This is a genomic window from Mesorhizobium sp. M4B.F.Ca.ET.214.01.1.1 (assembly GCF_004791545.1).
GTDB classification, from domain to species: Bacteria; Pseudomonadota; Alphaproteobacteria; order Rhizobiales; family Rhizobiaceae; genus Mesorhizobium; species Mesorhizobium abyssinicae.
The window spans coordinates 20290-40904 of the sequence record NZ_SRUX01000018.1 but is presented as its reverse complement, the minus strand read 5'-3'; the positions used below and the strand labels follow the sequence as shown (position 1 = coordinate 40904).

At 65.6% G+C, this 20615-nt stretch carries 18 protein-coding genes; 9 read left to right on the top strand and 9 right to left on the bottom strand.

From position 1 onward, the window contains the following. Nucleotides 1-64: 64 nt before the first annotated feature. The 3 genes from EN857_RS28530 to EN857_RS28520 are packed head-to-tail and all read right to left on the bottom strand — an operon-like array spanning nucleotide 65 to nucleotide 3407. A complete protein-coding gene (locus tag EN857_RS28530; protein ID WP_135859430.1) occupies nucleotides 65-673 on the bottom strand; it encodes a hypothetical protein in 609 nt (202 codons plus the stop codon). After that, nucleotides 670-2943 carry a xanthine dehydrogenase family protein molybdopterin-binding subunit gene (locus tag EN857_RS28525; protein WP_135859429.1) on the bottom strand — a complete coding sequence of 758 codons (2274 nt, stop codon included), beginning with the start codon at nucleotides 2941-2943 and terminating at the stop codon, nucleotides 670-672. The genes EN857_RS28530 and EN857_RS28525 overlap by 4 nt, the downstream gene beginning before the upstream one ends. A 2-nt stretch (nucleotides 2944-2945) precedes the next feature. Continuing rightward, on the bottom strand, nucleotides 2946-3407 hold the full coding sequence (locus EN857_RS28520) for a (2Fe-2S)-binding protein (protein WP_127310916.1): 462 nt from the start codon (nucleotides 3405-3407) through the stop codon (nucleotides 2946-2948). Nucleotides 3408-3533: 126 nt separating this feature from the next. On the opposite strand from EN857_RS28520, the gene EN857_RS28515 reads away from it, so the two are divergent. Beyond that, nucleotides 3534-4130 carry a TetR/AcrR family transcriptional regulator gene (locus EN857_RS28515; protein ID WP_135859428.1) on the top strand — a complete coding sequence of 199 codons (597 nt, stop codon included), beginning with the start codon at nucleotides 3534-3536 and terminating at the stop codon, nucleotides 4128-4130. A 15-nt stretch (nucleotides 4131-4145) separates the two neighbouring features. On the opposite strand, the gene EN857_RS28510 is transcribed toward EN857_RS28515, so the two are convergent. Further along, on the bottom strand, nucleotides 4146-5276 hold the full coding sequence (locus EN857_RS28510) for a patatin-like phospholipase family protein (RefSeq protein WP_135859427.1): 1131 nt from the start codon (nucleotides 5274-5276) through the stop codon (nucleotides 4146-4148). Nucleotides 5277-5461: 185 nt separating this feature from the next. After that, nucleotides 5462-6550 (bottom strand): citrate synthase/methylcitrate synthase, encoded by a 1089-nt coding sequence (locus EN857_RS28505; RefSeq protein ID WP_135859426.1) that lies wholly within the window; start codon nucleotides 6548-6550, stop codon nucleotides 5462-5464. Between the two features lie 109 nt (nucleotides 6551-6659). Here EN857_RS28505 and EN857_RS28500 point away from each other — a divergent pair, with 109 nt between their 5' ends. Continuing rightward, nucleotides 6660-7802, top strand: coding sequence for a citrate synthase (locus tag EN857_RS28500; RefSeq protein ID WP_135859446.1), 1143 nt, complete (start codon nucleotides 6660-6662; stop codon nucleotides 7800-7802). A gap of 95 nt (nucleotides 7803-7897) precedes the next feature. Here the strand turns inward: EN857_RS28500 and phaR are convergent, their stop codons facing one another. Continuing rightward, on the bottom strand, nucleotides 7898-8509 hold the full coding sequence (gene phaR, locus EN857_RS28495) for a polyhydroxyalkanoate synthesis repressor PhaR (protein WP_127285535.1): 612 nt from the start codon (nucleotides 8507-8509) through the stop codon (nucleotides 7898-7900). A gap of 301 nt (nucleotides 8510-8810) precedes the next feature. Here phaR and EN857_RS28490 point away from each other — a divergent pair, with 301 nt between their 5' ends. The 6 genes from EN857_RS28490 (at nucleotide 8811) to EN857_RS28465 (ending at nucleotide 16857) form a co-directional block, all read left to right on the top strand. Then, nucleotides 8811-9995, top strand: coding sequence for an acetyl-CoA C-acetyltransferase (locus EN857_RS28490; RefSeq protein WP_127285534.1), 1185 nt, complete (start codon nucleotides 8811-8813; stop codon nucleotides 9993-9995). A gap of 118 nt (nucleotides 9996-10113) precedes the next feature. Beyond that, nucleotides 10114-10839, top strand: coding sequence for an acetoacetyl-CoA reductase (phbB, locus tag EN857_RS28485; RefSeq protein ID WP_127285533.1), 726 nt, complete (start codon nucleotides 10114-10116; stop codon nucleotides 10837-10839). Between the two features lie 759 nt (nucleotides 10840-11598). Then, a complete protein-coding gene (locus tag EN857_RS28480; protein ID WP_135859445.1) occupies nucleotides 11599-14949 on the top strand; it encodes a helicase-related protein in 3351 nt (1116 codons plus the stop codon). 12 nt (nucleotides 14950-14961) lie between these two features. Further along, nucleotides 14962-15348, top strand: coding sequence for an RNA-binding S4 domain-containing protein (locus tag EN857_RS28475; protein WP_135859425.1), 387 nt, complete (start codon nucleotides 14962-14964; stop codon nucleotides 15346-15348). 158 nt (nucleotides 15349-15506) lie between these two features. After that, a complete protein-coding gene (gene fdxA / locus EN857_RS28470; protein ID WP_006202440.1) occupies nucleotides 15507-15845 on the top strand; it encodes a ferredoxin FdxA in 339 nt (112 codons plus the stop codon). Nucleotides 15846-16275: 430 nt separating this feature from the next. After that, nucleotides 16276-16857 (top strand): CarD family transcriptional regulator, encoded by a 582-nt coding sequence (locus EN857_RS28465; protein WP_127285709.1) that lies wholly within the window; start codon nucleotides 16276-16278, stop codon nucleotides 16855-16857. A 172-nt stretch (nucleotides 16858-17029) separates the two neighbouring features. Here EN857_RS28465 and EN857_RS28460 read toward each other — a convergent pair whose 3' ends face one another. From EN857_RS28460 to EN857_RS28450, 3 genes are all read right to left on the bottom strand, one after another. Further along, a complete protein-coding gene (locus tag EN857_RS28460; RefSeq protein WP_135859424.1) occupies nucleotides 17030-17794 on the bottom strand; it encodes an amino acid ABC transporter ATP-binding protein in 765 nt (254 codons plus the stop codon). After that, a complete protein-coding gene (locus tag EN857_RS28455; RefSeq protein ID WP_127311582.1) occupies nucleotides 17791-18471 on the bottom strand; it encodes an ABC transporter permease subunit in 681 nt (226 codons plus the stop codon). The genes EN857_RS28460 and EN857_RS28455 overlap by 4 nt, the downstream gene beginning before the upstream one ends. Before the next feature lie 155 nt (nucleotides 18472-18626). After that, complete coding sequence (locus EN857_RS28450; protein WP_127285706.1) at nucleotides 18627-19400, bottom strand: amino acid ABC transporter substrate-binding protein; 774 nt, start codon at nucleotides 19398-19400, stop codon at nucleotides 18627-18629. A 338-nt stretch (nucleotides 19401-19738) separates the two neighbouring features. Here EN857_RS28450 and EN857_RS28445 point away from each other — a divergent pair, with 338 nt between their 5' ends. Beyond that, nucleotides 19739-20602 (top strand): RNA polymerase factor sigma-32, encoded by an 864-nt coding sequence (locus EN857_RS28445; RefSeq protein ID WP_127285705.1) that lies wholly within the window; start codon nucleotides 19739-19741, stop codon nucleotides 20600-20602. The last annotated feature ends 13 nt before the right edge of the window (nucleotides 20603-20615 follow it).

Sequence of the window (20615 nt, the reverse complement as noted above, 5' to 3'; positions counted from 1 at the left end):
TGATAGGCGAGGCGCCGCTTCTACCTCAAAGTTGCAACGCAAAATAGTCAGAAACTTTGATGGATTATTGCGCTGCCGGACAGGGCGCGCCCGCCGCCATCCAGTTCTCGATCGCTGTGTATGTCTCCTCCGCCGAGCCTGGCGCCGGCTCACGATCCGCTCCCGGGGCCCAGCCCCAGGCAACCAGTTTGTCGTCGCGAACATGCAGCGCGACATCCTGCAGGCTGCGCCCGCCATTGCGAGCGGGGTCCTTGATCTGGGCGCAGATTTCGGCCGAGGACTTTCCGAACCAGACCATCTCGGCCGGCGCCAGATGCCAGTTCTCGGCCCCCGGCGGCCCGTGCAATGCCTTGGAATTGCTAGAGAAATGGCACGTCGTGCAACGCAGACCGGGATTGCCGAAGCCGGAGCCGTCGGCGCCGCGCTGGACATTGAAGCCATGCACGCGCGTGCCGCCATAATGAGCGCCGGACCAGCGCGGCCGATCGTCGGCGACATGGCAGTCGGCGCAGCGTGGATGCGAGAACACCGCATAGACCTTGTCCCATTCGGGCAGGCCCTTGGCCGTGTCGACTGCTGCTGGGGCTGGTTGCTGGGACTCCCGCGCGGTTGCAAAAGGCGCCGCCAGCAACATGATGGCAGCAGGCGTCAGCATGATGAGAAGCTTCCTCATGCGAAGGTCACCTCTTTCGACAGCGGCAACCTACGGATGCGCTTGCCGGTCAGCGCGAAGATGGCATTGGCGAGCGCCGGAGCGGCCGGCGGCGTGCCGACCTCGCCGACGCCGCCCATCTTGTGGAAATTCTCCAGCACCGCCACCTCGAACACCGGGGCCTGGAAGATGCGCATGGCGTCGAAATCGTGGAAGTTCGACTGCTCGACCATGCCGTCGGCGAAGGTGATTTCCTGGCCCATCGCCGCCGACAGGCCGTAGATGGCGCCGGAGATGAGCTGCGCCTTGATGATGTCCGGATCGAGCGCGGTGCCGACATCGGCAGCGATCCACACCTTCTCGATGCGGATGCCGGCCGACGTGTCCGCGACCTGCACGATCTCGCCGACCCAACTGCCGAAGGACAGCGTGAAGGCTATGCCCTTGGCCTTGCCGGCCGGCAGCGCCTCGCCCCATTTCGCCATCCCGGCGACTGCCTCGACCACCTTCACCGCCGACGGATAGGCGGCCATCAGCTTCTTGCGCAGTTCGACCGGGTCGGTTTTCCCGGCGGCCGCGATCTCGTCCATGAAGCCTTCATGGAAGAAGCCATTGATCGAGCTGCCGACCGAACGCCACGAGCCGACGGGGATCGAGACGGGCGCGGCGATGCCGCTCACCCGGTAGTTCGGGATCGTGTAGGGCTGGTCGTAGGCGCCGTCGACGATGGTCTTGTCCGGTCCCATCGCCGACAGCGAGGGGAACAGCCGCCGCAAGGTGCTGGCGATCACCGATGGCGACGACATTTTCATGTCGACCGCGACCGGCAGGCCATCGTCGCCGAGCCGCGCCTGGAACCTGCCGATTGCCGCGGGGCGGTAGGCGTCGTGGCGCATGTCCTCCTCGCGCGTCCAGGTCACCTTGACCGGACGACCGCCGGCTTCCCTGGCCATCAGCGCCGCGCACAGCGCATAGTCCATCTCGACGCGCCGGCCGAAGCCACCGCCGAGGAAGGTTGTGTGCACCGTGACCTTGTCCTGCTCGATGCCGACCGCGTTGGCGCAGAGCTGGCGCACCAGCGTCGGCGCCTGGTTGCCGCACCAGATGTCGAGGGCGCCGTCCTTCAGCCGCGCCGTGGCGTTCATCGGCTCCATCGTCGCGTGCGCCAGGTACGGCACCGCATAGTCGGCCTCGACGATCTTTTCGCGTGGCGCGTCGGCGAAGGCGGTGTCGACATCGCCGTCGTTGCGCAATGCCGAGCCCTTGGTGGTGAGCGCCTGTTTCAGCGCCGCGTCGATGGCGGCGCTGTCCAGCGGATATTCGGGGTCGGCCCATTTGGCCTCGATCGCCTCGGCGGCCCTGAATGCCGCCCAGGTGTTTTCGGCGATGACGCCGAAGCCATGGCCGTAGCTGGTCTCGATCGGCACGATCTTGACCACGCCCGGCATTTTTCCCGCCTTGGAGAGGTCGGCGCTCACCGGCTTCGACCAGAAGCGCGGGCTCATCTTCACCGTGCCGTAGAGCATCTCCGGCAGCCTGACATCGATGCCGAAGATCGGCGCGCCGGTGACCTTGGCCAGCATGTCGACGCGCTTCTGCGGCTTGCCGAGCAGCTTCCAGTCGGCCTTGTCCTTGAGCCTGACCTCGGCTGGCGGCGGCATGGTGCTGGCTGAGGCGGCGACTTCGCCATAGGTGACCGATTTTCCCGACGCTTTGTGCAGGACCGTGCCGCTGGCGGTTTCCAGCTCGCCGGCGGAAACGCCGAGCTTCTGCGCCGCCGCCGCGATCAGCATCTGCCTTGCGGCAGCGCCCGCCTGCCGCATCTTGTCGAAGCCGTCGCGCATCGAGGACGAGCCGCCCGTGCCTTGCAAAGCGAGCAGCTTCCCGACGACGCCGAGGCCGGAACGCACCGCTTCCGCCGTCATGCTCTCGTCGAAGAAGGCGAATGGACCGCCCTCCTGCAGGATCGCCGCGTTGTAATAGGCATAGGAGGCCGGGCCATGCTCGACCTTGACCTGGTCGAGACCGACATCGAGCTCCTCGGCGACCATGGCGGCAAGCGTCGTCGACACGCCTTGCCCCATCTCGGCGCGCGGCGCGACGATGGTGATGGCGTTGTCGGCGCCGATCTTCACATAAGGATTGAAGGTCGCCTCGCCCTTGCCGAGATCGGCCTCGAGCGGGTTCGCGAAGGGCTTGCGGTAGTAATAGTAGCCGACGGCGACACCGCCGGCGACGGCGGCGGCGCCGATGAGGAAGGTGCGGCGGGCGATCTTTCCGATGCTGGCCATGATCAGAGCCCCGCCGTCTTCAGCGCCGCGGCTTTCTTGATCGCCGCGCGGATCTTCGGATAGGTGCCGCAGCGGCAGAGGTTGCCGCCCATGGCGTTGTCGATGTCGTCGTCGCTCGGATCCGCCACCTCCTCGAGCAATGCCACCGCGCTCATGATCTGGCCGGCCTGGCAGTAGCCGCATTGCGCCACCTGCTCCTCGAGCCAGGCCTGCTGCACCGGATGCAGCTTGCCGCCGGCGCTGATGCCTTCGATCGTGGTGATCGCGCCGCTGACTCCGCCGACCGGCAGCGAGCAGGAGCGCACCGGCTGGCCGTCGACATGCACGGTGCAGGCGCCGCAAGCGGCGATGCCGCAGCCGAATTTCGGGCCCGTCTTGCCGACGAGATCGCGCAATGCCCACAACAGCGGCATTTCAGGATCGGCATCGATGTCGAACGATTGTCCATCGACGGTGAGGCGCATGGGGATACCCTTCGTTGTCGTCCACAGCCAGAAGCGAAATGGCAGGTCTCGGCCACTTCGTCTTCATACAACTTGACAAAATCCGTCATTTTGTCAATAGAGTTCATACAGGATAGACTTGCCGCCATGATCGAAGCCGAGGACATTGCCGTCGACCCCAAGCGCGCCCGCATTCTGGAGGGCGCGATGAAGGTGTTCCTCGCCTATGGCTTTTCGCGCACCACCATGGACGACATCGCGCGCGCCGCCGACATGTCGCGGCCGGCGCTCTATCTGCTGTTCAGGAACAAGACCGACATTTTCCGCGCCATCGCCCTGATGCTGCTCGGCCGTTCGGTCGAACAGGCAAAGAGCGAGCTCGAAGGCGGCGGCGCCTTCGCCGAACGCATGATGCGCGCCGTCGACGCCGCGCTGATCTCGATGATAGGCGCCGTGCACGCCTCCCCGCACGGCGCCGAACTGCTCGACATGAAGTCGAGCGTCGCCGACCTCGTCGGCTGCTGGCGCGGCGGCCTTGTCGAGCACATTGCCAGGGCCATAGAGGGCGAAGCGAAAGGCAACGGCGTCGCCCTCGCCGCCAAGGGACTTTCGGCGCGGCTGCTCGCCGACATGCTGCTCGACGGGCTGGAGGGCATGAAGACGCGCATCAGCAATCCGGACGAGCAGCGGCAGGCCGCCGCCGCACTGATCAGGGTGATCGACCTGGTGCTGCGGAAGGGTTGAGGTGCCCCGGTTGCGCTAGGCTCCGCGCCGCGCCTGCTCGGGCTTCCTGCGTATGGCGAGAAACTCCTTGACCCGCCGGCCCGGCGCCGGGCCGCGCACTGGCCGGTAGCCGTCGTCGAGTTCGCCGGAGAGATCGAGCGTCGGCCGCTTGCCGACGGCGTCGTAGTTCTCCTCCAGCCAGTCGCTGGCGGCACTTCGGCCAAGATCGCGCAGATAGGCGAGGAAGGCCCATTCGGCATTGACCTTGGACGACGCCGACAGATCCTTGAACGCCTCGTCGGCATCGATGCGATGCATGCGGATGTCGCGGTACTCGCCATGCGGCAGCCGGCCGGCGGCGATCAATTCCTTGACGAAGGCGATCGAGCGGAATTCGCGCAACAGCCCGGCGTTGAAGGTGATCTCGTCGATGCGGTTCTGGATTTCGTTGGCGCTCTTCGGCGTGCCCTCGCGCACCACCGGATTGATCTGCACCAGAAGCACGTCCTCGGTGGCAGTCGTCTTGAAGAACGGATAGAGCGCCGGATTGCCGCCATAGCCGCCATCCCAGTAGGGCACGCCCTTGATCTCGACGGCGCGGAACAATTGCGGCAGGCAGGCCGAGGCCATCACCGTGTCGAGGTCGATCTCGCCATCGGAAAAGACGCGCAACTGCCCGGTCTCGACATTGGTCGCCGAGATGAACAGCTCCACCGACTTGCAGGCGCGCACATTGGCGAAGTCGATCTCCTGCTTGACCACGTCGCGCAGCGGATTGAGGCCGAGCGGGTTGGCGACATAAGGGGAAAACACCCGCGACATCGTGTCGAAGAAGACATAGCCCGGCGTGTTCTCGATCGACCAGTTGCCCCAGGCGACGTCCCACGGCATGCGCTGCACCGGGCTGAAGCGGCCTTTCCGCGCCACCGCGCGCCAGAAATCGTCGAGCTTCTTGCGAGCGCCTTCGACGCCGCCACGGACGAAGCCGTCGGCCAGCGCCACCGCGTTCATGGCGCCGGCGCTGGTGCCGGACACCGCAGAAATCTCCAGCCGCCCGTCCTCCAGCAGGCGGTCGAGCACGCCCCAGGAAAAGGCGCCGTGCGAGCCGCCCCCCTGCAGCGCGACGTTGATCTTCTTGTTTTCCTCCGCCTTGCCGTTCGTCGTCATGGCGTTCCTGTCGTTGGGTGCAGCAGCCTCATCCGGCCCGGGAATCGGGTCGGCGCGGCCGCGGCGGACCTATGTTGCAGTGCAGCATATAAGTCCTGACCAAGGCAAGAACACGAACACGCTCGCGTGATCACATGAAATTTCGCTCATGAGCGAGATTCTCCGCCTGAAGGCGGAGAGCGACCTCAGGCGACGAGATCCGGCACCGGCCCGACATAGCGCGACTGCGGCCGGATCAGCCGCCCGGTCGTCTGCTGCTCGCGCGCATGGGCGATCCAGCCGGCGATGCGGCCCGCGGCGAAGACATTGGAGAACGCCTCAGCGGGAAAGCCCGCCGCCTCAAGCAGCAGCGCGGTGTAGAATTCGACATTGGTCTGGATCGAGCGCTGCGGCTTGGCAACCCGCAGCACCTCGAGCGCTGCCTGCTCGACCTCTTCGGCGAAGGTCAGCCGGCGGCCGGTTCCACCCTTGCCGCCCAGCTGCCGCACCACCGCCTTCAGCACGTCGGCGCGCGGATCGCGCACCCGGTAGATACGGTGGCCAAAGCCCATGATGCGCTCGCCATGCACGATCTCGTCGCGCAGCCAGCCGGCGGCGTCGCCGCTCGCCTCGATCGCGTCCAGCATTTCGATGACCGGTCCGGGCGCGCCGCCATGCAGCGGCCCCTTGAGCGCGCCGAGCCCGGCCAGGATCGCCGAGGTCAGCCCGGCCTGGGTCGAGGCGACGACGCGGGTAGCAAAAGTCGAGGCGTTGAGGCCATGGTCGCAGACGGTGACCAGATAGGTGTCGAGCGCCCTGGCCAGGTCGGGTGAATCCGCCTTGCCGCTCAGCATCCGCAGCATGTCGGCGGCATGATCGGCACCCTTGTCCGGCGCGACCGCTTTGTCGCCCCGTTTTGCCCGCAGCAAGGCCGGTGTCAGTACCGCTGGCGCGGCGATCAGCCGGAGCGCATCCGCCAGCGTCCCGCCATCAGGCAGCAAGGCGATGCCGGCACGCATGCCGCTGTAGACATCGTGCGCGGCCAGCGTCGGAAAAATCGGCTGCAGCCGCTGGAACACCTCGACCCGCGCCCGGCCGATCGCCCCGGCCAGTTCAGCATCGCCGGGAAGGTCGTCGAAGAAGCCGTCGAGCAACAGGCGCGCCACTTGCGGATAGCGCCAGCGGCCGGCCAGTTCCGGCAGCGAATGGCCACGGATCGTCAGCCGGCCGCCGAGGCCGTCGACATCGGAAAGCACGGTTTCCGCCGCCACCACATCATCGAGCCCGTTTGCCATGTCCGTCTCCTTCGCCATTTACGGACTTGAATTAATGGTGCAAGTTCGAGGCATCAATCTTGATCAAGTGAATCAATATATCCAAGCAATCGGCTGCATGACAAACAACATGTCCGAATGGCTGACGCGTGAGGAGGCGCTGGAACGGCTCAAGGTGCGGCCGCAGACGCTCTATGCCTATGTCAGCCGGGGCCGTATTGGCATGCGTCCGGACGCAGCCGATCCGCGCCGCAGCCAGTATCGCGCCGACGACATCGCCGCCCTCGCCACCCGCCGCGCGCGCGGCCGAAGCCCGCGAGCGATCGCAGAAAGCGCCATCGACTGGGGCGAGCCGGCTTTTGCCACCTCGATCTCGACCATCCAGCATGGCGGCCTTTTCTATCGCGGAAAGGATGCTGTGACGCTCTCCAGCGCGGCCACGCTGGAGGAGACGGCAAGCCTGCTCTGGGCAGCGGACGTCCCGGTGTCGTTTGCCTCGCCCGGCCGCCGTGACGCGCGCGAAAGCGGTCGCCATGCGGCATTCGTAACGCTGGCTGAGCTGGCTGCCGAAGGCCGGCCTTCGCTGGGACGCGGGCCAGCCATGCTCTACCGCGACGCCGCCGACGCCATCGCGGCCCTGGCCGAGGCGCTCGGCACGGCCGCGGGAAACGGCGCCGTGCATGAGAGATTGGCGCGCGGCTGGTCGGTCGGCGCTGCCGGCGCCAATTTGATACGCAGGGCATTGGTGCTGCTCGCCGATCACGAGTTGAACGCCTCGACCTTCGCCACGCGGGTCGCCGCGTCCACCGGCGCGTCGGTTGCCGCCTGCCTGCTTGCCGGTCTTGCCACCCTGTCCGGACCGCGCCATGGCGGCGCCGGCGAGGCCTTGCTCAATCTGGTCGAGGACGCCGAACGGCTGGGAGCCGATGCGGCGGTCGAGCGCTGGCTTGGCCACGACCGGCCGCTGCCCGGCTTTGGCCATCCACTCTATCCGGAGGGCGACCCAAGGGCGGAGGCGTTGTTGGCCGATGTCGAGATCGATGGCTGTATGTCCCGCCTCGGCGAGGCCGTTCTCGGCGCAACGGGGGCGCGTCCGAACATCGACTTCGCGTTGGCCGCGATAACGCGCCAGCTGCATCTGCCGCCCGACGCGCCGTTCCGGCTGTTCGCGCTCGGGCGCAGCGTCGGCTCGGCCGCGCATGCCGTCGAGCAGGTCGTGAGCAACCGCCTGATCCGGCCCCGCGCCCGCTACGACAGGCCCGTCGGGATTTAGCGGAACTGGTGCTTATCAAAGCCGAGCCCTGGGGCGCGTCGCTCCAGGGCTTGTTGAGATTCAGGTCAGGCCGGCTTCGCCTGGCAACGTGCCGGTCACGACATCGTGTCGAGCTTGCGCTGCATGGCCGCGATCTGTTCCTTCAGTTCCTGGAGGTCATCGGACTTTTCCGGCGCTTCCTTTTTCACCGGCTCGGCCGGAGCAGGCGCAGTGCCATTCGAGGTCGCCGACGGAAACGGCGTGAACATGCGCATGGCGTTCTGGAACATCTCCATGTTGCGGCGCGTCTGGTCCTCCAGCGCCTTCATCGGCGTCGACATCTTCATCATGTCCATCGGCGACTTGCCGAACGCGCCCTTCATCTGTTCGCGAAAACGCTCCTGCTCCTTGGAGAAGGCGATCATCGACTGCTCGAGGAAGCTCGGCACGATCATCTGCATCTGGTCGCCGTAGAAGGCGATCAGCTGGCGCAGGAACGGGATCGGCAGCATGTTCTGCCCATCCTTGTTCTCCAGCTCGAAAATGATCTGGGTCAGCACCGGATGCGTTATGTCGTCGCCGGTCTTGGCGTCCTGGACGGTGAATTCCTCGCCCTTCTTGACCATGTCGGCGAGGTCTTCCAGCGTCACATAGGTGCTGGTGCCGGTGTTGTAGAGTCGGCGGTTGGCATATTTCTTGATGACGATCGGGTCGTCTTTTGCGGCCATCAGTATCCTCCCCGGACACCGGCGCATTTGAGTAAGCAGCCGGTAACGATTGCGCCCTGTCAAGGATATGCGCAAAAGCGTCACAATTCCAAGCGGTTTGTGCAGTGCAAGATCGATTAATGCTGCACGGCGGCCGGAATATGCTGCGCAGCGAAGCGAGGACCGCCGCCCTGGCCGGCGCAGGCCTGCTTGCCGCGCATGGCCGGCATGCCCATTTCCGGTTTGACTTGGCACCGGGAAAGGGCAAGAAAGTTCCTCAACGACACCCAAAAACACCACACCTCGAAGTCTGGAGAAGAAAATGTCCGCATCCAATGGCATCGTTGTCGCCAGTGCCGCGCGCACAGCAGTCGGCTCCTTCAACGGCAGCTTCGCCGCCACCCCGGCACATGAACTCGGCGCTGTCGTGATCAGGGAATTGCTCGCGCGCGCCAACGTCGAGCCTTCCGAAGTCGACGAGGTCATCCTCGGCCAGGTGCTGACCGCTGCCCAGGGCCAGAACCCGGCCCGCCAGGCTTCGATCAACGCCGGCCTTCCCAAGGAGACCACTGCCTGGGGCCTCAATCAGGTCTGCGGCTCGGGCTTGCGCGCAATCGCGCTCGGCATGCAGCAGATCGCCACCGGCGATGCCAAGGTGATCGTCGCCGGCGGTCAGGAATCGATGTCGCTCTCGGCGCATGCCCAGCATCTGCGCGCCGGCGTCAAGATGGGCGACTACAAGATGATCGACACCATGATCAAGGACGGGCTGTGGGATGCCTTCAACGGCTATCACATGGGCAACACCGCTGAGAATGTCGCGCGCCAGTTCCAGATCACCCGCGACGACCAGGACGAGTTCGCGCTGGCTTCGCAGAACAAGGCCGAGGCCGCGCAGAAGGCCGGCAAGTTCAAGGACGAGATCGTCGCCTTCACCATCAAGGGCAAGAAGGGCGATACGATCGTTGACCAGGACGAATATATCCGCCACGGCGCGACGCTCGACGCCATGACCAAGCTTAGGCCCGCTTTTGACAAGGACGGCACGGTCACCGCCGCCAATGCCTCCGGCATCAACGACGGCGCTGCCGGCGCGCTGCTGATGAGCGAGGCCGAAGCCGCCCGCCGCGGCATCACCCCGCTGGTCCGCATCGCCTCCTGGGCGACCGCCGGCGTCGATCCGGCGATCATGGGAACCGGCCCGATCCCGGCCTCGAAGCGGGCGCTGGAGAAGGCAGGCTGGTCGGTCAAGGACCTCGACCTTGTCGAGGCCAACGAGGCTTTCGCGGCGCAGGCCTGCGCCGTCAACAAGGGCATGGGCTGGGATCCGTCGATCGTCAACGTCAATGGCGGCGCCATCGCCATCGGTCACCCGATCGGCGCCTCCGGCGCCCGCGTCTTCAACACGCTGGTCTTCGAGATGCGCCGCCGTGGCGCCAAGAAGGGTCTTGCCACGCTGTGCATCGGCGGCGGCATGGGCGTCGCCATGTGCGTCGAAGCGCTCTGAGCTCAGCGAATAGCGAAAAGGGAGTAGCGAATAAAGAAGAAAAGCGTCGCGCGCCGGGACGACAGATCCTATTCGCTTCGCTGCTCTCTATTCGCTGACGATTTAAAGGGAGGACCACATGAGCAAGGTAGCAATCGTCACGGGCGGATCGCGCGGCATCGGCGCGGCAATATCGATCGCTCTGAAAAAGGCCGGCTATTCGGTTGCGGCCAACTATGCCGGCAATGACGAGGCGGCCGCGAAGTTCAAGGCCGAGACCGGCATCCCGGTCTACAAATGGTCGGTTGCCGACTATGACGCCTGCGCTGCCGGCATCAAGCAGGTCGAGGCCGATCTCGGCCCGGTTTCGGTGCTCGTCAACAATGCCGGCATCACCCGCGACGCCATGTTCCACAAGCTGACGCGCGAGCAGTGGAAAGAGGTCATCGACACCAATCTGTCCGGCGTCTTCAACATGACGCATCCGCTGTGGGGCGGCATGCGTGACCGCAAGTTCGGCCGCGTCATCACCATCTCCTCGATCAACGGCCAGAAGGGCCAGGCCGGCCAGGTCAACTATTCCGCCGCCAAGGCCGGCGATATCGGCTTCTCGAAGGCGCTGGCCCAGGAGGGCGCCCGCGCCGGCATCACCGTCAACGTCATCTGCCCCGGCTACATCGCCACCGAGATGGTCAAGGCGATCGACGAGAAGGTGCTCAACGAGCGCATCATCCCGCAGATCCCCGTCGGCCGGCTCGGTGAGCCGGAAGAGGTCGCGCGCTGCGTCGTCTTCCTCGCCTCCGACGAAGCCGGCTTCATCACCGGTTCGACCATCAGTGCCAATGGCGGCCAGTATTTCGCCTGAGGCCCGCCAATTCGCCTGAAGACGCGACGCGTTCGGGTCCGAAATTCCGAGACAGCGATCTGACAAACGGGCCGGGAGACCGGCCCGTTTTTTGTTGCCGTTGCCGCCCCCGCGGCGTCTCCCGCGCGACGCCCTGCCCCGATCCGGCACGCAAAAGTTAACGGCCGTCACGGAGCCTGTGCAAAAGCTGTTCGCAACCCTGTGGATTCTCGGTGGAAAACTTTGCCACGACACAACATGTTGGGGTGAACAAACCGGGAAAACACCGTCATCGCTGATTCGTCGCCGATTCGTTCCGGCTTTGGCCGGAACGTTAACGCCGAGGACCGAAAATCCGCCCCAAAAGGTTAACGCGCGTTAGGAAAAGTCAAGAATTTCATAATCTTGGGCAAGGCCGGAAGATCAGGGTCCGTCGCCGATCGGCAAAGGTTAACGGCGCCGCGCGACTCGCGTTCGCCTTGCATGAATCGGGCCAATCAAGAGATTCAGCATGTGGTGAGACTCGCCGTCGAAAAACCCACATGTAGCCGTGAACAAAACCTGAATCTCGGCGAGTCAGTGATTCGTCGCCGATTCGTTCCAGACTCGTTCCAACCATTAACCGAGACCGCATTTCGGACCCTCATATGGAGTCAGGGAGACTGACCGCGGAACATTCCGCTTTCGCTTCGCGCATGAAGTCCTTATGTGTCGCCTGTCACACGCGCCATCGCTGGCGTGCTCCCGACAACGAGCGGCAGAGAGTCTATTTCCGGGCCGATGAACGTCCAGCCGAAACATCCTCAGCCGTTGATCCTTTCCGGCCGTGACGTGACGGCTGTGCTTGGGCCCACCAACACCGGCAAGACCCACCTCGCCATCGAGCGCATGGTGGCGCATGAGAGCGGCGTCATCGGCCTGCCGCTCAGGCTCCTGGCGCGCGAGGTCTATTCGCGCGTCTGCGAGAAGGTCGGCGCCCACAAGGTGGCGCTGATCACCGGCGAGGAGAAGATCCAGCCGCCGGGCGCCAGATATTCGGTCTGCACAGTGGAAGCTATGCCGCGCGAGACCGATGCCGCCTTCGTCGCCATCGACGAGGTGCAGCTTGCCGGCGATCTCGAGCGCGGCCACATCTTCACCGACCGCATCCTGCATCTGCGTGGCCGCCAGGAGACGCTGCTGTTGGGCGCGGCCACCATGCACGGCATACTTCAGCGCCTCCTGAAAGGCGTCTCGGTGGTGACGCGGCCCAGGCTGTCGCACCTTGCCTATGCCGGTTCGAAGAAGCTCACCCGCCTGCCCAGGCGCACGGCGATCGTCGCCTTCTCCGCCGACGAGGTCTATGCCATTGCCGAACTGATCCGCCGCCAGCAGGGCGGCGCGGCCGTCGTGCTCGGCGCGCTGTCGCCGCGCACCCGCAACGCCCAGGTGGCGCTGTTCCAGGCCGGCGATGTCGACTATCTCGTCGCCACCGACGCCATCGGCATGGGATTGAACCTCGACCTCGACCATGTCGCCTTCGCCCAGAACCGCAAGTTCGACGGCTACCAGTACCGCAACCTGACCGCCGCCGAGCTCGGCCAGATCGCCGGCCGCGCCGGCCGGCATTTGCGCGACGGCACCTTCGGCGTCACCGGTCAGGTCGATCCGCTGGACGAGGAGCTGATCAAGAAGATCGAGGGCCACGATTTCGATCCGGTGAAGGTGATGCAGTGGCGCACCGCCGATTTCGACTTCGCCAGCCTCGACGCGCTGAAGCGCTCGATCGAGACCAACGCCCCGGTCGAGGGCCTGACGCGCGCCCTGCCGGCGGTGGACGCGCAGGCGCTGGAGCATCTGTCGCGCGACGAGGCTATCCGCGCGCTCGCCACCGACGCCAAGCGCGTCGCGCTGTTCTGGGAGGCCTGCGCCCTGCCCGACTACCGCAAGATCGCGCCGGCCCAGCATGCAGACTTGATCGCCTCGATCTACATGGACCTGGCCCGACATGGCCATGTCGACGAGAACTACATGGCCGAGCAGGTGCGCCGCGCCGACACGACCGACGGCGACATCGACACGCTGTCGCACCGCATTGCCCAGATCCGCACATGGACTTTCGTCGCCAACCGCCCTGGCTGGCTGGCCGATCAGGCACACTGGCAGGAAAAGACGCGCGAAATCGAAGACAGATTGTCGGATGCGCTGCATGAGCGGTTGACGAAACGCTTCGTAGACCGCAGGACTTCCGTCCTCATGCGGCGCCTTAGAGAAAATACCATGCCTGAAGCCGAAATCAGCCCAACCGGAACCGTCCTCGTCGAAGGCCATCATGTCGGCGAGTTGCAGGGGTTCCGCTTCACCGCCGACCAGAGCGCCGGCGGCGAGGATGCCAAGGCCGTGCGCACGGCCGCCCAGAAGGCGCTTGCCGCGGAATTCGAGACACGCGCCGAGCGCTTCGGCGCCTGCGCCAATGGCGATCTCGCGCTTGGCTCGGACGGCACGCTACGCTGGATCGGCGCGCCGATCGGAACGCTGGTTGCCGGCGACGAGCCGCTGAAGCCGCGCCTCGTGCTGCTGGCCGACGAGCAGCTCACCGGTCCGGCCCGCGACAAGGTGGCGGCGCGCGCCGAGCGCTTCGTCAATTTCCAGATCGAGTCGCTGCTGAAGCCCCTGGTCGACCTCAAGAATGCCGAGCAACTCACCGGCATCGGCCGCGGCATCGCCTTCCAGCTCGTCGAGCATTTCGGCCTCATCAACCGCCGCGACATCGCCGAGGAGATGAAGTCGCTCGACCAGGAGGGCCGCGCCGCGCTGCGCCGGCTGGGCGTGCGCTTCGGCGCCTATCACGTCTTCTTGCCGGCATTGATCAAGCCGGCGCCGGCCGGGCTGGTGACGCTGCTGTGGGCGCTGAAGAACGACGGCAAGGACAAGCCCGGCTTTGGCGACGTCGTTCATGCGCTGGCGTCGGGCCGCACCTCGGTGGTCATCGATCCCGCCTTCGACAAGAGCTTCTACAAGCTCGCCGGCTATCGCAATCTCGGCCGCCGCGCCGTTCGCGTCGACATCCTTGAGCGGCTGGCCGACCTGATCCGTCCCGCCACCAACTGGAAGCCCGGCCTCGGCCAGCGTCCCGACGGCGCCTATGACGGCCACGCCTTCATGGTGACGCCGCCGATGATGTCGATCCTCGGCGCCACCGCCGACGATATGGAAGAGATCCTGAAGGGCCTCGGCTACCGCGCCGAGCCGAAGCCGGCCGCCGAGGTCAAGGCGCGGCTCGAAGCGCAGGACAATGCCGCGCGCGAAGCCGCCGCCGCCAAGCTTGCGGCCGAGGAAGCGGCAAAGGCCGAGCTGGCCGCCGCGGCCGAAGCGGCGTCTGCCGAAGCCGGCGTCGAAACACCGGCCGAGGGTTCCGAACCTGGCCCGGATGCCGTTGTGGCGTCGGATGTCATGGTTGAAGTTTCGGCCGAACCCGTCATCGAGATGGTTGCCGAGCCGGTCGCGGAAGAGGCCCCACTCGCCGCGGAAGCCGTCACCGAGCAGCCTGCGGATACTGCTCCGGCAGTCGAGCCGCAGGCAGAAGCCGAAGTTGACGCCGTCGCCGCAGAGCCGGTAACCGAGGAGTCGCTGGCGGCCGAAGCGGTGTCCGCCGCGCCTGCCGCGACGCCGGAAGCCGCCTCCAGCGAGGCGGCCGCCGAGGCCGAGGAGCCGAAGCCCATCCTTCTGTGGCGGCAGGGCCGCTTCGACCAGCGCCCGCGCCATCGCCACGACAACCGCAGGGACAATCGCCCGCGCAACGGTCAGGCCGCGCGCGAGGGCCAGGCTGACGCCGCCGGCGGGCAGCCGGGCGGGGCCCAGGAAGGACGCCGCGATCAGCGCGACGGCAAGCCTCGCTTCGACCGCTCCAAGTTCAAGCCGAGACCGCAAGGCGAGGCAGGCGAACGCCGCGAGGGCAGGCCGCAAGGCGAACGTCCCGACCGCCGCGACGGCAGGTCCGACTGGAAAGGCGGCAGGCAGGACGGCAAGGGCGGCGCGCAGGCCGGCAAGCCTGCCTTCCAGGCCAAGCCGCGCGAGGAGCGGCCGGCGCGCTTCGATCCGGACTCGCCCTTTGCCAAGCTCGCCGCCTTGCGCGACCAGCTGAAGAAGTAGCCCGCGGGTACGATGGTTACCGATGCCCGCCAGCGCATCGACAAATGGCTGTTCTTCTCGCGCGCGGTGAAATCGCGCTCGCTGGCGGCCAAGCTCGTGGTCGCTGGCCGCGTGCGCATCAACAGCGACAAAGCAGCGCAGGCCTCCGATATTGTCCGCCTCGGCGACGTCCTGACCCTCACTCTGGACCGACGCATCCTGGTCTGGAAGGTGCTCGGCGCCGGCGCCAGGCGCGGCCCCGCCGAGGAGGCCCGCCTGCTCTATGAGGACATGTCGCCACAGCCCACGCCGAAGGGCGAGGCGGTTCCGGACGCCATTCCGGCGCTGCGCGAAGCTGGCAGCGGTCGCCCGACCAAGAAAGAACGGCGGGAAACCGACCGGCTGCTCGGCGAGGATTGAGAGAGGATTGAGACAAGACCGGCCTTGTCCGGTGGGCCGTCTGGAAAATCCTTTCCGGGCACGCCGGCGGCGCCGGGGACGGCCGCCCTTGCCAGCGGCCGGCAAAGGCGTTACCTCACCAAAAAGCCCAGCAAAAACGGGACGTCACGGAGCCTACGATGACCTATGTCGTGACCGACAATTGCATAAAATGCAAATACATGGACTGCATTGAGGTCTGTCCGGTCGACTGTTTCTACGAAGGCGAGAACATGCTCGTCATCCACCCCGACGAGTGTATCGACTGCGGCGTCTGCGAACCGGAATGCCCGGCCGACGCGATCAAGCCCGACACCGAGCCGGGGCTCGAGAAGTGGCTGCAGGTCAACACCGAATATGCCGAGAAGTGGCCGAACATCACCGCCAAGAAAGAGCCGCCGGCCGACGCCAAGACCTTCGATGGCGAGGCTGGCAAATTCGAGAAATATTTCTCGGCCGAGCCCGGCGAAGGCGACTAGCGCATGACCCCGAAAATCGCTTTCGATTTTCGGAAAGGATCATGCGCAAATCAAAAGCGACACGGCCGGTTCGGCCGGCATGACGCTGCGTAACAGGTGCGAAACAGGAACTGTCTTGACAGGCAGGGATGGCGCACGGCCTTCGCGAATGCAGCAAAACCTTGATTCTTCCGACTTTTTGTGCTACATCAGCCAAACATGCCGGTGACACAACGTCGATTTATGGCGCAGACGCCCCAAATCACTGAAAGGTGAACTTCACAATCCGGACCAGAGCGATCTGGGGCAGGCGGTCGCAATTGTGCGGTTGGCTGGCCCCAGTTTTTCCGGATGGGTTCATCTGTTGTGCGGCTAACGGTCGGTGACCCCGATCGCGCGAGTTTCAGCCGGCGCCGCCATGCCGGCGCTACAACAAGGAGTTCAGGGCGTAATGGCAACGATCACCCCGCAGAAGAAGTCCAGCGCAGCACGTCACGGTTTCAAGACCGGCGAATTCATCGTCTACCCGGCGCACGGCGTCGGCCAGATCGTCTCGATCGACGAGCAGGAAGTCGCCGGCCACAAGCTGGAACTGTTCGTCATCGACTTCCAGAAGGACAAGATGCGCCTCAAGGTGCCGGTCGCCAAGGCGACCTCCATCGGCATGCGCAAGCTGTCGGAAGAGGACTATGTCGACCGCGCCCTGAAGGTCGTGCAGGGTCGCGCCCGCATCAAGCGCACCATGTGGTCGCGCCGCGCCCAGGAGTATGATGCCAAGATCAATTCGGGCGACCTGATCTCGATCTCGGAAGTCGTGCGCGACCTCTACCGCGCCGACAACCAGCCGGAGCAGTCCTATTCCGAGCGCCAGCTTTACGAGGCCGCGCTCGACCGCATGGCCCGCGAGATCGCGGCCGTCAACCGCATGTCGGAGACCGAGGCGGTTCGCCTCATCGAGGTCAACCTCAACAAGGGCCCGAAGCGTGGCGCCAAGGCCGACAACGAGGAAGCCGAGCAGGAAGAAGCTGCCTGAGCTTTTTCGCTCAAGAATACGAAAAACCCGGCCTCGCGCCGGGTTTTTTGTTGCTGGGACTTTACCCTCCCCCTTGTGGGGAGGGTCGCTGCGAAGCACGGGGCGGGGGTGCGGCGCCGACCCCCCACCCGGACCTTCGGTCCGACCTCCCCACAAGGGGGAGGTAGGGGGCTCAGCTACCCTTCTGAGCCTCCTCCTGCCGCAGCGAGGCGATGAAGCGTTTCGTCCGCTCGCGCTCCGGCCTGTCGAACACGACCGAGGCCGGGCCTTTCTCGACGACGACGCCGGCATCGAGGAACACCACCTCCTGCGCGATCTTGGAGGCGAGCCTCAGATCGTGCGTGGCCATCACCATGGTCGTGCCCTCCCGGGCGAGCTGCCCGAGCACCTCGACCACTTCCTGCGCCAGCTCCGGGTCGAGCGCCGAGGTCGGCTCGTCGCAGAGCAGCACCTTCGGCGACGGCGCCAGCGCGCGGGCGATCGCCACGCGCTGCTGCTGTCCGCCCGACAGCGTCGCCGGCCAGGCATCGGCCTTGTGCGCCATGCCGACCTTCTCCAGCAGCGCCAGCGCGTGCTCGCGCGCCCTCGCCTCCGGCCATCTCAGCACCGTCACCAGCCCCTCCATGACGTTCTCGATCGCGGTGCGATGCGGGAACAGCTGGAAGTTCTGGAACACCATGCCGGTCTGCAGGCGAATGCGCTGGATGTCCCTGGCGTGCGCCTTGGTGCCCGGGCGGAATTCCAGCGTCTCCTCGCCGATCCGCACCGTGCCGGAGGTCGGAATCTCCAGCAGGTTGATGCAGCGCAGGAGCGTGCTTTTGCCGCCGCCGGACGGGCCGACGAGCGCGGTCACGCTGCCTTCCTCGATGCTGACGGTGACCCCCTTCAGCACGAGGTTGTCGCCGAACCGCTTCTCGATCTTGTCGAGGCCGATCATGCGTTCGCCTCCAGGAAGCCGCCGTAACGGTTGAGACGCACCTCCAGCCGCGCCTGCAGTGCCGACAGCACCGAGCTCATCACCAGATAGAGCGCCGCCGCCTCGATATAGAGGATCAGGGGCTCGTAGGTGGTGGCGACGATGCGCTGCGCCGCCTGGAACATCTCCGGCACGGTGATGGCTGCGGCCAGCGAGGTATCCTTGACCAGCGAGATGAAGGTGTTGGACAGCGGCGGCACGGCGACGCGCCCTGCTTGCGGCAGAATCGTGCGCCGCATCGCCTGGCTCCAGGTCATGCCGATCGAATAGGACGCCTCCCACTGCCCTTTCGGCACCGAGCCGATGACGGCGCGGATGATCTCCGACGTGTAGGCGCCGATATTGAGCGTGAAGCCGATCAGCGCCGCGGGAAAGGCGTCGAGCAGGATGCCGACCGAGGGCAGGCCGTAGAAGATCAGGAAGAGCTGCACCAGGAGCGGCGTTCCACGGAAGATCCAGACATAGAAGCGGGCCACAGCCGCCAGGGGCTTGGGGCCGAACAGCCTGAGCAGCGCCGTGGCCAGCCCGGCGACGAGCCCGAAGGCGAACGACAAAAGCGTCAGCGGCACGGTGAAGATCAGGGCCGCCCACAACAGCGTCGGCAGCGATTCCAGCATCAATTGCAGCCAGTGCGGCACGGGGCCCTCTCCTTGAGGTGCAGCCTGGATAACCGTCCATCACCTCCGGCGTCGCGGCGGGTGGCTCCGGCGAGGGGCTGCGCGGTGCATATCACGCGAAAACCGGCGGGCCGTCAAAGACGGCCCGCCGGGATCGAAGTGCAAGACGGCCTGGCTTACTGCGAAACGTCCTGGCCGAAATAGGTGTCGGCGATCTTCTTGTAGGTGCCGTCCGCCTTGATGTCGGCCAGCGCCTTGTTGATCGCGGCGACCAGCTCCGGATCGCCCTTGCGCACGATGACGCCGGAATAGTCGGCATTCTCTTCCTGCGCGGCGATCTTCACATTGGCGTCGGGCTTGTGCTTCTTGAAATCGAGGAAGGACAGGCTGTCGTTGATGGTGGCGTCGGCGCGGCCGGTGAGCAGAAGCTGGATCGACTGGTCGAAGCCGTCGGTGCCGACCAGTTCGGCGCCGTTGGTCTCGGCCAGCTTGCCGAAATTGGAGGTCAGCGACTGCGCCGACTTCTTGCCCTTGAGATCGGCGAAGGTCTTGATGTCGGTGTTGTCGCCGCGCACGATCAGCACCGCCTTGGAGGCGATGTAGGGATCGGAGAAGTCGTACTTGGCCTTGCGCGCGTCGGTGATGCCGACCTCGTTGATGACGGCGTCGTAGCGGTTGGCGTCGAGGCCCGCGATCAGCCCGTCCCATTTGCCTTCGAGGAACTCGACCTTGACGCCGAGCTTGTCGGCGATCGCCTTGGCGATCTCGACGTCGAAGCCGACCAGCGCGCCGGACGTGTCATGATAGGTGAAGGGCGCGTAGGTGCCTTCCGTGCCGACCTTGAGGACGCCGGCCTGCTTGATCTGGTCGAGATTGGCGCCGGCATGGCCGGCGGTGACCGCCAGGGCCTGCAGCGTCCCGGCGATGATGAGCGACTTAAGCCATTTCATTTTTCTGTGATCCCGTTTTTGGCCGGTGCCCCGGCGCGTCTGTGAGAGCCGGAAACTGACAGATAGGGCTGAGCAAAATAAGGAACCAGATTTCAAAAATCTGGCATTCCAGGAATGACATGCTCAAGCGTATGCGAGAACCGATCCGCAAGCAGGCTCCCTGCTGTTTAGAGTCGTCCGAGACAACGCAAAGCCGCCCGGCCGTCGCTGCGGAACATTCCCCGGCATGGCACGTTCTTGGCTTTGTAGGGCGCGGCGCCGCCATTTCAACCGCCGCTGACGCCAGGGATGGTATCCGGACACCGGAATGTCCGCGATATCGGAAAATGGAGCGCGGCATGATCGACGACACGGCAGGACGGACCATGGTCCGCGCGGCGATGAAGGCTCCTTATCTCGAGCGCGAGGAGGAGCATCTTCTGGCGTTGCGCTGGAAGGAGGACAACGACCAGCACGCGCTGCACCGCATCACGGTCGCCCATATGCGCCTGGTCATCTCCATGGCCTCGCGGTTCCGCCACTACGGCCTGCCGCTCGGCGACCTGATCCAGGAGGGCCATGTCGGCCTGCTGGAAGCAGCCGCCCGTTTCGAGCCGGAACGCGAAGTGCGCTTCTCGACCTATGCCACCTGGTGGATTCGCGCCTCGATGCAGGACTACATCCTGCGCAACTGGTCGATCGTGCGCGGCGGCACCAGCTCGGCGCAGAAGGCGCTGTTCTTCAATCTCAGGCGTTTGCGCGCCCGGCTGGCGAACGGCGCCGAGCCGATTTCCAACGCCTCGCTCTATCGCGAGGTGTCGGCGGCACTCGGCGTGCCGGAAGCCGACGTGGCGATGATGGATTCGCGCCTGTCGGCTCCGGACAGCTCGCTCAATGCGCCGCTTGGCGATGATTCCGGTCCGGCCGAGCGCATGGATTTCCTGATTTCGGACGATCCGCTGCCCGACGAGGTCGTCGGCGACACGATCGACATCGAACGCCGCTCGCTGTGGCTGAAGGCGGCGCTCGGCGCACTCAACGCGCGCGAGCTGAGGATCATCGAGGAGCGCCGGCTGACCGACGAGGGCGCGACGCTGGAAGCGCTCGGCGAGGCGCTCGGCATCTCCAAGGAGCGCGTCCGTCAGATCGAGGCCCGCGCCATGGAAAAGCTGAAAGTCGCGCTGGTCGAGCAGAATCCTGAATTCCTGGCGACCGCCGCCTGACTTCTGTCTGCCC